The organism is Orrella sp. 11846, assembly GCF_048820935.1.
Taxonomy (GTDB): Bacteria; Pseudomonadota; Gammaproteobacteria; order Burkholderiales; family Burkholderiaceae_B; genus Algicoccus.
The window spans coordinates 14386-26006 of the sequence record NZ_JBMERD010000011.1 but is presented as its reverse complement, the minus strand read 5'-3'; the positions used below and the strand labels follow the sequence as shown (position 1 = coordinate 26006).

Below are 11621 nucleotides of genomic sequence, written 5' to 3'. Positions count from 1 at the left end.
TTTTCTGTTTTAATAGCTTGATGAATACACGACAAATGCGTTCGCTACTGGCAATTGCCAGACATGGCACGATGGTCGATGCCGCACAGGAAATGTTTCTGACGCCTTCAGCACTCAGTCAGCAGATGCGTGCGCTTGAGCAAGAGCTGAACGTGGAATTGTTTGATCGAAGCAAACGCCCACCTGTGTTGAATGCGCAAGGACGGTTGATGGTCGGTGCGGCGCAAGAAATGCTCGATAAATATGAAGAAGTTCGGGGGCTATTGCATGGAGAGCCATTACAAGGGACGTTAACAATTGGTGCAGTCCGCACGAGTGCGATGACCTTGATTCCGGCTGCCATGGCTGCTTTGCGACGGGCACATCCCACTTTGAAAATTCAGTTGCGCATGGGTGTTTCAGAAGGGTTGTTAACCGATGTGCTGGCGCAACGAATTGATGTGGCGATTGTGGCTGACCGGATTGCTGTGGGTCCGACCGTGGTCTGGCGGCCTTTTATTCAGGAGCCGTTGGTTGTCATCGCGCCCGAAGGAACACCCCAAGAATCAGCCCGTGAATTGCTTACAAAGTATCCCTATATTCGGTTTAGTAGCAATGTGCCGCTCGCGCATACCATTAACGCAGGTTTAGCCAGTATGGGCATTGAACCGCATGAGATTGCAGAAGTTGATATGGTGTGGGCGATTGCAGAAAGTGTGCGTCAGGGCTTGGGTGTCGCCATTGTGCCGCATGTGGTTTTAAGAGACCCACAAAACTCGAAATTAACGCATGTGGAATTTGGAGAGCCACCGGTCTACCGACAAATGGGGCTTTTGTATCATGAGCATAGTGTTCGTCATCCGTTGATCATGGCGTTTCAAGCGCAGTTATCCAAGGTCAGTGAACCCTACGGAGTGTGAGTTGGGTGTGAGCGTGGAGGCTTCAGAGGCGTTCCAGACTTGCCTGAGTAACCTGAATGGCTTGCGCATTAAGCTGGGTGCGTAGTTTTTCTGGGTGGCGTCCCAGATCGCTGCGTACAGTGCCAAACCAACCCTGTCCCAGCGCAAAAACCAGCAGGTTCAGCGTGACGATGACGATAACGAAACTTTTCATAAGTTGAACTATATCGCAGGAAATCTTAAGCATTCGGTAAAACCCTTATGCTAAATCAAAATTTCTGCCATGTTTAATGCATCGTTAAGTGAGACTAATAATCAGTTGCTTTTGATGCTACAGTCGTTAAAACACTGTGCATCTAAATGGTTTTTGACGAAAAGATCGAATCGATATGCGCTATTGGTGGGTGAATCAAAACCAGACATATCGCCACGAAGTTCCTGGTGGCTATCTCTGGTCGCCCAAACGAAAAGCCAATCAAGCTAAAAACCCGTTCTATGACTTCATGCGCGAGGTGATGCCGGGTGATGTCATCTTTTCATTCTGTAACACGCATATCCGTGCAATTGGTATTGCAACTTCATATGCGTATGAAGCGCCCAAACCTTTGGAGTTTGGCCAAGCTGGAGCCAATTGGAATTACATAGGTTGGCGGGTTGACGTTAAATTTTATGAATTGCGTTCGACGATTAGACCCGCAGACTATATGTCTGTTTTGTCTCCTCATCTACCCGCTAAATATGCCCCATTACAGGCGAATGGTGCGGGATTACAAGGCGTGTATTTAACGCGTTTGCCTGAGACTTTTGCTACTGCACTCGTTGATTTGATGGGTGTTGAGGCGCGCCAGATTGTGACATTGCACCAACAGATGGATCAGCATTTGGAGCAAGCAACTTCAGGTGTTGGGCTCGTGCAATGGGAAGAACATGAGCTGGCCCAAGTACAAAACGATACAACGCTCAGAGAAACTGACCGACAGGCGATCGTACTTGCTCGGCGTGGACAGGGATTGTTTAAAAAACGGGTCATGGAACTCGAGCAGTCCTGTCGCATTACGGGCGTAGATCGCGTAGAGCATTTACGAGCGAGCCATTGCAAACCCTGGCGTGATGCGAGTCATGAAGAACGGTTGGATGGTGAAAACGGTTTGTTGCTGACGCCAAGTATGGACCATTTGTTTGATCGAGGTTTTATCGGTTTTGAATCCAATGGTCAGACAATTGTTTCACCGGTTGCACATCAGGATTCATTGGCGCGTATGGGACTTGATCCAAAGCGTCCGCCAAATGTGGGTGCCTTTTCAGAGGGTCAGCGCAAATACTTGGAGTTTCATCGAGAAAATGTTTTGCTCATGTCAGCGTATCTGGAGCATTGAGCGTTTTTCGCCTTGTGTTTTTCAATAAACCGACTGGTCGTATTGTGCTTGCGCAAAAAAGCTTAACCCCATTAAGACCACATGCGGCAATTCTGTGACGGTAATGTTCGGTTGCTGACGTCTCCATTCGGCGGCGACGATCTGCCAAGCTCCCCCACTGACACACAGAATCGGTGCTTGTTGATCCCGTTTTTGACTCAATTCATATTGGCGCACAATGGCACCAATTTGCGCAGCAGCGATGCCACTGGTGATGGCGCTGTGTGTATCTGTCGGATAGGGAGTGATCTGACCTTTGGCAAGCGGCAAGCGGGCAGTGCCGTGCAACAGTGCGTCATGCATCATCGTGACGCCCGGTAAAATGAGGCCACCTAGAAACACGGATTCTTGGCTCAGGGTGTCGATGGTTGTCGCTGTCCCAAAATTAGCCAGAATCAAACTTCGGTTGAGGGCGCCGAAGTGATGGCGTAAACCAAGGACAGACATCCAGCGATCAGCACCCAGTTGGCTAGGTTCTGGGTAGCCATTGGTCACGCCCAGAGCCGCCTCTTGTGGCCAGAGCCAGTGAGTCTGGGTTGTCTCCAGTGTGTTCTTTAAAACCTCTTCAATTAAATCCATGCGAGCCTGTGAAGCAACGCTCACACCCAACGCCACTTTGAGCGCATGGCGTGTCTGCTCAGAGAGTTGTTGCAAAGTGGTTTGAAGTTGTTGACGCAACAAGTTAGGGTCTGCATGTGCAATGGCTGCAAGTGGTTCAATGTCTGGTTGATCTGCATGCCACAAGCCTACTTTTAGGCGTGTATTGCCCAAGTCGAGTAATAGACAAGTATTAAAGGGTGTTGAAAGATCCAGAGTCACGGTATAGAAACCTCGTGATAGCCACGACTAAGATGATAGTCCCATGCTTGGACGCACAGAGATGTCGCCGACCGTAATGTGGTGCATGACCGCATCAGACTGATCAGAACGTATCGATAAGCGCCCGTCATCAGACCATCCACAGGCGGTGCCTGACATTAGAATTTGGTCGTTTTGAATGATATTGACCGCTTTGCCGAAAAGATAATCGAGATTTCGGTGTGAGTGCACTAAATCGCGCAGATGTGACGAATCAAAAACCTGAACCGTTTTTTGCCAACTTTGGGCAACCGTTGCGACCAAATCAGCGTGTTGTGTGAAACCAGGCACGAAACTGTTCCAGTCGCCAACCGTTCGGTTGAGCTGCTGACCTACATGTTGTCCATGTGTGAGATTAAGCCCCATGCCGATGACGATTAGTGTGCGTGAGCCCCGTATACGAGATTCAACGAGAATGCCTGCGAGCTTTCCATCGTCGAGCATCAAATCATTGGGCCACTTCATGGTGAGGCGTTGGGTGTCTTGAGCCTGATGCGTTTGTGCGAATTCGCGCAGCGTCTGACAGGTCACTAAACCCAGCGCAGGGGCTAGTCCAACCAATTCCCGTGGTGTTTGATCCACCAGAAATCCACAGGAAAACATCAGCGTTTGTCCCGTCTCGTTTAACCAGGGTCGTCCGGCACGTCCACGTCCCTGACTCTGACGGTCAGCGCCCAATAAGCGGGGCCAGTCTTGTTTACGCCAGGGTTGTCGAGCGAGTTGCAAGAGTTGTCCGTTGGTTGAGTCAGTGCTTTGAACCCATGAAACATCGGCCCAGTGTTTCAGAATATCCTGAAGTTCGGTCATCGGGGAACAGCAAGCAGTCATGGTCAAAGTGGTTAGGAGGACAAAAATGGATGCCGTAGTATCCCACGGAACAGGCGTCATCGCTTCTCTTTGACGTGATAGCAGGTAAAGTTTGTTTTTGCGATGAGAAGCGATGGCGATGCGGTTGTTTTTATTCAATGATCATCGTCTGTCGTGATGACGATGAAAGACAACTGTTCCCGTTTGGATGGACAAGCTTTAAACTAGTGACCTAAGTGTGAGAGTCAGATTCAGTTTGGATCTAAAGGTAATCCTTCATGGCATCGGTTTTATCTGAGCCGTTTTTGAACGTCCAAGATGGTGTGTGTACCGTTGCGGGGCACTGGAATGTGGCCGCGTTGGCGAAGCACGCCGAAGTCGCTAAGCGCAGACGTTTGCTCAAGCGTGTGCCCGATGATGCGCGTTGGCAACTGGATGAGGCTGCGCAATTGGATACTTTGGGTGCGCAGCTCTTATGGGAGCGTTGGGGCTATGCATTGCCATCCTCATTGACGTTAACGCCAGCTCAGCGTTCGTTGTTTGAAATGCTGCCCACTAAAACGGAATCTGTTCCTAAACCACCCTTCGATCTTTTGTCCTGGCTAGTGAGTCTAGGCCGTGGTGTGCTGACTCTCTGTCACAATGGTCTGATGCTGCTCGTCATGTTGGGTCGGCTGGCAATTGATCTGGTTGTTTTTATTGCACGACCGTTGCGTGGTCCATGGAAAGAGATTTCTGCTCAGATTTTTCATGCAGGTGCACAGGCGCTGGGGATTACTGCGCTTGTGGGCTTTTTGATTGGTGTTGTGATTTCTTACCTATCCGCACAGCAATTGGCCATGTTTGGAGCCGGGCAGTTCATTGTGACTTTGTTGGGCGTTTCGATCGTGCGTGAGCTGGGTCCCGTGTTGGCTGCCATTCTCGTAGCAGGTCGATCTGGATCGGCGATTACGGCCCAAATTGGTGTGATGCGTGTGACGCAGGAACTCGATGCCATGGAAGTCATGGGGATTTCTCAGAGTCAGCGTTTGGTTTTGCCACGTGTATTGGCTTTGGCGCTTGTGATGCCGTTACTGACCCTGTGGACCGATGCCATGGCAATGTATGGCGGCATGCTGGCTGCCAAGTATGAGTTGGGACTGCAGGTCACTTGGTTTTTTTCACAATTGCCCAACGCCATCGGACTTAAAAATCTCTGGATTGGCTTAGTCAAGGCGATGACCTTTGGAATTTGGATTGCACTAGTTGCCTGCCATTTTGGGTTGCAAATTGCCCCGAACACCGAAAGTTTGGGTAAAGGTACGACCACGTCAGTGGTAGTTTCCATCACAGGTGTCATTTTGATTGACGCCATTTATGCGGTGATCTTTAGCCGGATGGGGATTTAGCCCATGGACCATGAAGATCTCGTCATTGAAATTCATAATTTGAAGACTGGCTTTGGGCATCATGTGGTGCACGAAGGTTTAAATCTGAACGTGCGTCGTAAAGAAATTCTTTCGTTGGTGGGCGGATCTGGCTCTGGAAAAACCACGTTGTTGCGTCATATTCTGGGATTACAGCGCGCCTGGGCGGGTTCCATTGACGTGTTTGGACAACCGATTGAGTCTTATACTGGCGAAAAACGGATTGCGCTGACGCGACGCTGGGGCATGTTGTTTCAGGCGGGTGCTTTATTTTCTGCTTTGCCTGTGTATGACAACGTGGCTTTGCCGCTACGTGAAGTTCGTTATCTGCCTGAAGATTTGATCGAAGAAATTGTTTTGATGCGACTAGGGTGGGTCGGGTTGACACCGGCTGATGCACGTCTAATGCCGTCTGATTTGTCGGGCGGTATGGTGAAACGGGTGGCGCTGGCACGCGCATTGTCGCTGGATCCGGAGTTACTCTTTCTGGATGAACCAACCGCTGGATTAGATCCGCAGCGCTCAGATGAATTTGTCAGTCTGATCCAGACATTACACCAACAATTGAACTTTACCGTTGTCATGGTGACTCATGATCTAGATACGATTCGGGACTTGTCCACTCGAATTGCGGTGTTAGCAAATAAGAAAGTACTGGTAGAAGGAACGCTGGAAACCGTTATGGCCACAAAAGATCCGTTTATCGAAGCATTCTTTCATGGTGAACGCGGGGCGCGGGCATTGGGCCAGAAGGCGAAATCGTAGGCGAGGTGCGTATGGAAAACAGAAGTCACGCAATCATGGCAGGTTTATTTGTCATTCTGTTGATGGTAGCTGCTGTCGTGACTGTGATTTGGTTGGGTAAGAAAAATATAGAATACGAGCCGTTTGAATTGATTTCACAGCAACCGGTTGGTGGACTGTCGGTGCAGTCACAAGTGCGCTTTCAGGGAATGCCGGTGGGTCAGGTTCAAGGGCTGGAAATTGATCAACAAGATCCGGGTAGTATTCGGATTCGTATTGGTGTGATTCCTGAAACGCCGGTGACGAAATCCACTTGGGCAGAAATTACGACCCAAGGCGTGACTGGCATTTCAAATATTGATTTGCGCGATGATGGCAGTCAGACTGTGCGTTTGCATTCGACTGAAGACCATTTGGTTCGGATTCCTGTACGCCCCGGGTTTTTGCAGCGTTTTCAAAACACCGGAGCAGGCATGGTGACGGATATTGAAGTCATGCTCAAACGTCTGCAAAGCGTGTTGTCGCATGAAAATGTCGAGGCATTCGGTGCGGTACTTGAAAACACAAAAGTTGCGAGTGAATCCTTGAAACGGTCTGTGGTGCATCTAGAACCCGTCTTTGAGCAATTGCCCGGGTTAGTGAGCGATTTTCAGGGGTCTTTAAAGACCGTGGATGCAGCAGGTCGTGAAATGGCTCTGCTTGTGAAAGATACGCGATCCGCTCTCGAAACAATGACACGCCCCGGAGGTGCTTTGTCTCAGGCCGGTACCAGTTTGTCTCAACTACAAAAAATGGTTGCGCAAATACAGTCCTCGACACTACCTGAAATTGAACGTACTTTGGCTGATCTAGGGCTCGCGTCGAGTGCATTTACCCGATCGATTAGACAGTTAGAACGTTCGCCACAATCACTTCTTTTCGGTCCAGCACCAGTTCAACCGGGTCCGGGAGAAGCAGGGTTTGAAGGATTTTCGCACTAAGGAAACGATGTGATGGAAACTTTGTTTAAGCAATTGAAAAACTGGATGATGCCAATTGTGCTGGCCGGGCTCGTCAGTGGTTGCACATCCATTGGTCATGTCGCACAGGCACCCACTACATTAGATTTAGGGTCAGCCCTGTCTGTGGAGACGACAGCCGGGGGGACTGAGCCGATTGCTACGTTGATCGTGGCACCTTTGTCCTCATCGCCAGTCTTAAAGGGAACAGGTGTGCTTTGGCGTCAAGGTCTGGAAGGGCAGCCCCATAGTTATGCGACGTATGTGTGGGCCGCTTCGCCCAATGCCATGGTGTATGAGCGGCTGATTGACGGGCTTTCTAAAAGCTTCGCCGTCCTAGACAATGGAACCAGCGATCGGGCACTGACAGTGCGGGTGAATTTGTTACAGTTTGAGCAAGTTTACGCCCCAGATGGTTCAAAAAATGAGGGCATTGTCAGCGTGCAAGCGGTTCTCTTGAGAGGAACGCAGATGCTGGGTCAATGGCGAGATACCCAACGCGTGTCCGCTAGTGCCAATGATGCCCCAGCGGGCGCACAAGCACTGCGTGTCGCAACCGATCAGGTTGCCAGTGGCCTGAGCCAGTGGATCACACAGATTGTTCGCAAAGCGCGTTAAAACAACAGAAAGGATTAAGAAAAGGAATATGTATGGAAAGTCGGCCCAGAACCATTGCTTTTGAAGGCATGGCAGGAAAAATTGATTGTGCACTGGATTGGCCTGAGAAAGGACAAGACCCGGTCGGTTGGGCTTTGGTGCTACATCCTAATCCCGCTGAAGGTGGGACGCGAGACAATAAAGTGATCACGACGATTTCACGGGCTTGTGCACAATACGGTTTGTTAGCTGTGCGACCGAACTTTCGGGGAATTGGTGAGTCTGAAGGTGAGTTCGACCGAGGTTTGGGTGAAACGCAAGACATGCGCTTACTGGTTGACCAGATGCAAGTGCGCTTTCCGAAAATTACGGCAGGAACTTGGGTGCTCGCAGGATTCTCCTTTGGCACTTCCGTGGGTGTGCAGCTTTATGGGCTGCGCGCACAAGGCGGTGAACGCTTGCCTGATGATGTCATTTGGGCGGGTTCTGCTGCATTACGGTTTCGTCATTATGATGGCCCTGTGCCTGAAGATGCTTTGATTGTGCATGGAGAAGAAGATGACGTGGTGCCGATCGAAGAAGTCATGCGTTGGTCACGTGAGCATGATCTGCCGGTTGTCGTGATGCCCAATGCCGGACACTTTTTTCATGGCAAGTTGCTGATTTTGCGCAACCTTGTGCAGCAACGACTGCGCGCACTGTTATTTCGCTCATAGAAGTGATGTGTGAAACAGTTAATATGACATCTTTGCCAGAACTTTTGATGCGACCAAAATATTGAGACCTATGAATTTTTTCCGATTTACCCCTCGTTCCTTTTCCTGGCTTGCGACCGCTGTAGTGAGTGCTGCATTATTTGTAAGCCATGCCCATGCACAAGCCCCTGTGCGCGTTGATGCGGCTGACGTGGTGCCGGTCCAAGAAGTTTCGTCTTTGCCAGTCCCTGCGATTGCTGCCAAAGCTTGGATTGTGGTGGACGCCGTGACGGGTCAGACCATTGCTGCAAACAACCTGCAACAGCAAGTAGAACCTGCGTCGTTAACGAAGATCATGACGGTGTACTTGGCGTTTGATGCGCTGAAAGAAAAGCGCATCACCGCAGATCAGCAAGTGACAGTTTCTGAAAAAGCCTGGAAAACACCTGGTTCCAGAATGTTCATCGAGCCTCGCAAACCCGTGACTGTGGATGAGATCCTGAAAGGCATTATTGTGCAGTCAGGTAATGATGCATCCGTCGCGATGGCGGAGTTGCTGGCCGGTACTGAAGAGACGTTTGCCCAGCAAATGACGGACAAAGCCCGCGAAATGGGGATGGCTGACACGACGTTTCGCAACTCTACAGGCTTGCCGGATCCACAACATACGACCACCGTTCGCGATTTGGCTATTCTTGCGCAACGCATGATTGAAGACCATCCGGATCGTTATGCCATGTACTCATTGCGTGAGTTTGAGTACAACAACATCAAACAACCTAATCGCAATCGTTTGCTGTGGGCTGACCCGTCCGTAGATGGCATGAAAACAGGTCATACAGAAGCGGCTGGTTATTGTCTGGTTTCGTCCGCACAGCGTGGTGAGCGTCGCATCATCACCGTTTTGGTGGGCGCGACAAGTGAAGCAAGTCGTGCAGAAGAAAGCTTGAAACTTTTGAACTGGTCATTCCAGAACTTTGATACGGTGGAGTTGGTGGCCCCCGGGCAACAAGCCGTTCAGGCTCAGGTCTGGGAAGGTAAAACCGAGGTTGTGGCTTTGGGGAATGACAAGGCTATTATGCTGACTGTGCCACGCAATAAAACAGGTGACGTGCGCATGATTGCCAGTCGTCCAGACCCATTGAATGCACCCTTAGAAAAAGGGGAACGTGTGGGTTCACTGGGCTTGACCATGGAAGGCGAATTGTTACGTGTTGTGCCTTTATATGTGCTTGAAGATGTTGAGCGTGCCGGGTTCTTTGGCAGAGCCTGGGATCAGCTCAGACTTTGGGTGCAAGATATTTTTTAAATCAAAAATCACAATAAAGCAGTCGGCGAGATTGTGAGCCGACTGCGGCAAACTGAAGGTGTGTGCATGCACGAAGTCATTCAAGGGGTCCAGGGTGACCCGACGGTTTACCTGAACGGTCAGTTTTTGCCCTTGTCCAAAGCCACGGTCTCCGTGTTGGATCGGGGGTTTATTTTTGGTGATGGCATTTACGAAGTGGTGCCTGTCTACTGGGGACGGCCATTTCGCATGAAGGAGCATTTGGACCGATTGGAGCGCAGCCTCGCTAAAATCGAGTTGCAGCAACCAATGCCGCGCGCCCAGCTTGAGCAATTGGTGTTTGATTTGCTCGAGCGTTCAGATTTGCGTGATGACTTGTCGATGGTTTACATGCAAGTGACACGCGGTGTTGCTAAACGTGACCATCCATTTCCTGTACCCGCGGTCAAGCCCACCTTGTTTGCCATGGTGGCGCCATTTGTGCGACCGACTGAGGCTGTGCGTACTCAAGGGTTGAGTGCGATTAGTGTGCCCGATGAGCGTTGGCTGCACTGTGACATTAAATCTGTTTCATTGTTGGGCAATGTGCTGGCCAAGCAAGCAGCAATCCGTGCTGGGGTGGATGAAGTGATCCAGTTTCGAGACGGTTGGCTGACAGAAGGCTCTTCTTGCAATATTTGGGTGGTGCATGATGGCTGCGTGTATGCGCCCCCAAAAAACAATTTGGTTTTAGAAGGCATACGCTACGGATTTCTGGAAGAACTCTGCGCAGCGCAAGGCTTGTCTTACGTTCTGGAACCTATCTCCCGTGAACAAGTCGTCATGGCAGATGAGTTGATGCTTACATCGGCCACGCGTGAAGTGTTGCCGATTGTGCGTCTGGATGACCAGCCGATCGCGCAAGGTCGGCCGGGTCCTGTTTATACCCGCCTGCGTCAGGCCTATGACGATCGGGTCTTGGCTTTGCGGCGTAATGATTAAAGAGGTTTTACATGACGATTTCTGAAGAAGAGTCCCTGATCGAGTATCCGTGTGATTTTCCGGTGAAAGCGATGTGCAAACAGCACCCAACACTGGCGCAAGAATTGTGCGAGGTGGTTCTGAAGCATGATCCTGAGTTTGATCCTGCAACCGTGGAAATGCGCATGAGCAGTCAGGGTAATTATGTTGGGCTGACTTTTACGGTGAAGGCCACATCGCGCCGTCAGCTTGATCAGATCTATCAGGATTTACACGACCATCCTCTGGTTTCTGTTGTGCTCTGATGACGATTCAGCGTCTTGCGACGGATCAGGCTGGAGTTTGGCGAATTCCTGGGCTGGCGCCTTACGAAACGATTTGGCAGGCCATGCGTGATCAGACTGAAGTCAGAACGCCGCAGTCGCTTGATGAAATCTGGCTGGTGGAGCACTTGCCAGTCTATACCTTGGGTGTGGCCGGCAAGCCCGAACACGTTTTAAATGCGGGTCAAATACCTTTGGTTCGGTCGGATCGGGGCGGTCAAGTGACCTACCACGGTCCAGGCCAGGTGGTGGCGTATGTGCTGTGTGATTTGCGCCGAGTCGGGATTGCCGTGCGCGAGTTTGTCGTGTGCCTTGAAGATGCTGTGCTGCAAACACTGGCTGACTTTGGTTTGACACGGGCCACCCGCCTTGCAGGCGCGCCTGGTATTTACTGGCCACTAGAAAATGGTGAGCTTGCCAAGATTGCCGCCTTGGGCCTGAAAGTGCGCAAAGGCTGCACTTACCATGGCGTGAGTCTGAATGTAGATATGGATTTGAGCCCGTTTGATGGGATTAATCCCTGTGGCTATGCGGGGATGCCGACGATCGATATGCGCCGCTTGGGTATGTCAGCAGATTGGGAGACAGTAGCCATGTCGCTAACAGGACATCTACAGAAAATCTGCCAACTAAAGGTAGAATAGTGACTGTG

The 11621-nt window shown here is 50.6% G+C and carries 14 protein-coding genes; 11 read left to right on the top strand and 3 right to left on the bottom strand.

The annotated features are described in order from the left end of the window. Positions 1-20: 20 nt before the first annotated feature. A complete protein-coding gene (locus ACOI06_RS10125; protein ID WP_420662455.1) occupies positions 21-899 on the top strand; it encodes a LysR family transcriptional regulator in 879 nt (292 codons plus the stop codon). Positions 900-921: 22 nt separating this feature from the next. On the opposite strand, the gene ACOI06_RS10120 is transcribed toward ACOI06_RS10125, so the two are convergent. Next, positions 922-1092: a hypothetical protein gene (locus ACOI06_RS10120; RefSeq protein WP_420662454.1), complete on the bottom strand. Its 171-nt coding sequence runs from the start codon at positions 1090-1092 to the stop codon at positions 922-924. A gap of 175 nt (positions 1093-1267) precedes the next feature. On the opposite strand from ACOI06_RS10120, the gene ACOI06_RS10115 reads away from it, so the two are divergent. Next, on the top strand, positions 1268-2254 hold the full coding sequence (locus tag ACOI06_RS10115) for an HNH endonuclease (RefSeq protein ID WP_420662453.1): 987 nt from the start codon (positions 1268-1270) through the stop codon (positions 2252-2254). Positions 2255-2275: 21 nt separating this feature from the next. Here the strand turns inward: ACOI06_RS10115 and ACOI06_RS10110 are convergent, their stop codons facing one another. Both ACOI06_RS10110 and ACOI06_RS10105 read right to left on the bottom strand, forming a co-directional pair. After that, entirely contained in the window at positions 2276-3112 is an 837-nt protein-coding gene (locus ACOI06_RS10110) for a type III pantothenate kinase (RefSeq protein ID WP_420662452.1), read from the bottom strand. Between the two features lie 27 nt (positions 3113-3139). Beyond that, positions 3140-3958: a biotin--[acetyl-CoA-carboxylase] ligase gene (locus ACOI06_RS10105; protein ID WP_420662451.1), complete on the bottom strand. Its 819-nt coding sequence runs from the start codon at positions 3956-3958 to the stop codon at positions 3140-3142. Between the two features lie 278 nt (positions 3959-4236). Here ACOI06_RS10105 and ACOI06_RS10100 point away from each other — a divergent pair, with 278 nt between their 5' ends. From ACOI06_RS10100 to lipB, 9 genes are all read left to right on the top strand, one after another. Continuing rightward, a complete protein-coding gene (locus tag ACOI06_RS10100; protein ID WP_420662450.1) occupies positions 4237-5346 on the top strand; it encodes an MlaE family ABC transporter permease in 1110 nt (369 codons plus the stop codon). Between the two features lie 3 nt (positions 5347-5349). Further along, complete coding sequence (locus ACOI06_RS10095) at positions 5350-6129, top strand: ABC transporter ATP-binding protein (RefSeq protein ID WP_420662449.1); 780 nt, start codon at positions 5350-5352, stop codon at positions 6127-6129. A gap of 11 nt (positions 6130-6140) precedes the next feature. Continuing rightward, positions 6141-7088 carry an MlaD family protein gene (locus ACOI06_RS10090; RefSeq protein ID WP_420662448.1) on the top strand — a complete coding sequence of 316 codons (948 nt, stop codon included), beginning with the start codon at positions 6141-6143 and terminating at the stop codon, positions 7086-7088. A gap of 12 nt (positions 7089-7100) precedes the next feature. Further along, entirely contained in the window at positions 7101-7724 is a 624-nt protein-coding gene (locus tag ACOI06_RS10085) for an ABC-type transport auxiliary lipoprotein family protein (protein WP_420662447.1), read from the top strand. Between the two features lie 32 nt (positions 7725-7756). After that, entirely contained in the window at positions 7757-8419 is a 663-nt protein-coding gene (locus ACOI06_RS10080) for an alpha/beta hydrolase (protein WP_420662446.1), read from the top strand. A gap of 70 nt (positions 8420-8489) precedes the next feature. Then, positions 8490-9707 (top strand): D-alanyl-D-alanine carboxypeptidase family protein, encoded by a 1218-nt coding sequence (locus ACOI06_RS10075; protein WP_420662445.1) that lies wholly within the window; start codon positions 8490-8492, stop codon positions 9705-9707. A gap of 66 nt (positions 9708-9773) precedes the next feature. After that, positions 9774-10667: a D-amino acid aminotransferase gene (locus ACOI06_RS10070; protein ID WP_420662444.1), complete on the top strand. Its 894-nt coding sequence runs from the start codon at positions 9774-9776 to the stop codon at positions 10665-10667. 11 nt (positions 10668-10678) lie between these two features. Further along, entirely contained in the window at positions 10679-10951 is a 273-nt protein-coding gene (locus tag ACOI06_RS10065; protein ID WP_420662443.1) for a DUF493 family protein, read from the top strand. Further along, a complete protein-coding gene (gene lipB / locus ACOI06_RS10060; RefSeq protein ID WP_420662442.1) occupies positions 10951-11613 on the top strand; it encodes a lipoyl(octanoyl) transferase LipB in 663 nt (220 codons plus the stop codon). The genes ACOI06_RS10065 and lipB overlap by 1 nt, the downstream gene beginning before the upstream one ends. Positions 11614-11621: the final 8 nt, after the last annotated feature.

Bases quoted from the DNA above. Each gene is read 5' to 3' on its own strand.
- ACOI06_RS10065 (WP_420662443.1), top strand. From the start codon at position 10,679: ATGACGATTTCTGAAGAAGAGTCCCTGATCGAGTATCCGTGTGATTTT.
- ACOI06_RS10085 (WP_420662447.1), top strand. From the start codon at position 7,101: ATGGAAACTTTGTTTAAGCAATTGAAAAACTGGATGATGCCAATTGTG.
- ACOI06_RS10125 (WP_420662455.1), top strand. From the start codon at position 21: ATGAATACACGACAAATGCGTTCGCTACTGGCAATTGCCAGACATGGC.
- ACOI06_RS10095 (WP_420662449.1), top strand. From the start codon at position 5,350: ATGGACCATGAAGATCTCGTCATTGAAATTCATAATTTGAAGACTGGC.
- lipB (WP_420662442.1), top strand. From the start codon at position 10,951: ATGACGATTCAGCGTCTTGCGACGGATCAGGCTGGAGTTTGGCGAATT.
- ACOI06_RS10120 (WP_420662454.1), bottom strand. From the start codon at position 1,092: ATGAAAAGTTTCGTTATCGTCATCGTCACGCTGAACCTGCTGGTTTTT.
- ACOI06_RS10105 (WP_420662451.1), bottom strand. From the start codon at position 3,958: ATGACCGAACTTCAGGATATTCTGAAACACTGGGCCGATGTTTCATGG.
- ACOI06_RS10080 (WP_420662446.1), top strand. From the start codon at position 7,757: ATGGAAAGTCGGCCCAGAACCATTGCTTTTGAAGGCATGGCAGGAAAA.
- ACOI06_RS10070 (WP_420662444.1), top strand. From the start codon at position 9,774: ATGCACGAAGTCATTCAAGGGGTCCAGGGTGACCCGACGGTTTACCTG.
- ACOI06_RS10090 (WP_420662448.1), top strand. From the start codon at position 6,141: ATGGAAAACAGAAGTCACGCAATCATGGCAGGTTTATTTGTCATTCTG.
- ACOI06_RS10115 (WP_420662453.1), top strand. From the start codon at position 1,268: ATGCGCTATTGGTGGGTGAATCAAAACCAGACATATCGCCACGAAGTT.
- ACOI06_RS10075 (WP_420662445.1), top strand. From the start codon at position 8,490: ATGAATTTTTTCCGATTTACCCCTCGTTCCTTTTCCTGGCTTGCGACC.
- ACOI06_RS10100 (WP_420662450.1), top strand. From the start codon at position 4,237: ATGGCATCGGTTTTATCTGAGCCGTTTTTGAACGTCCAAGATGGTGTG.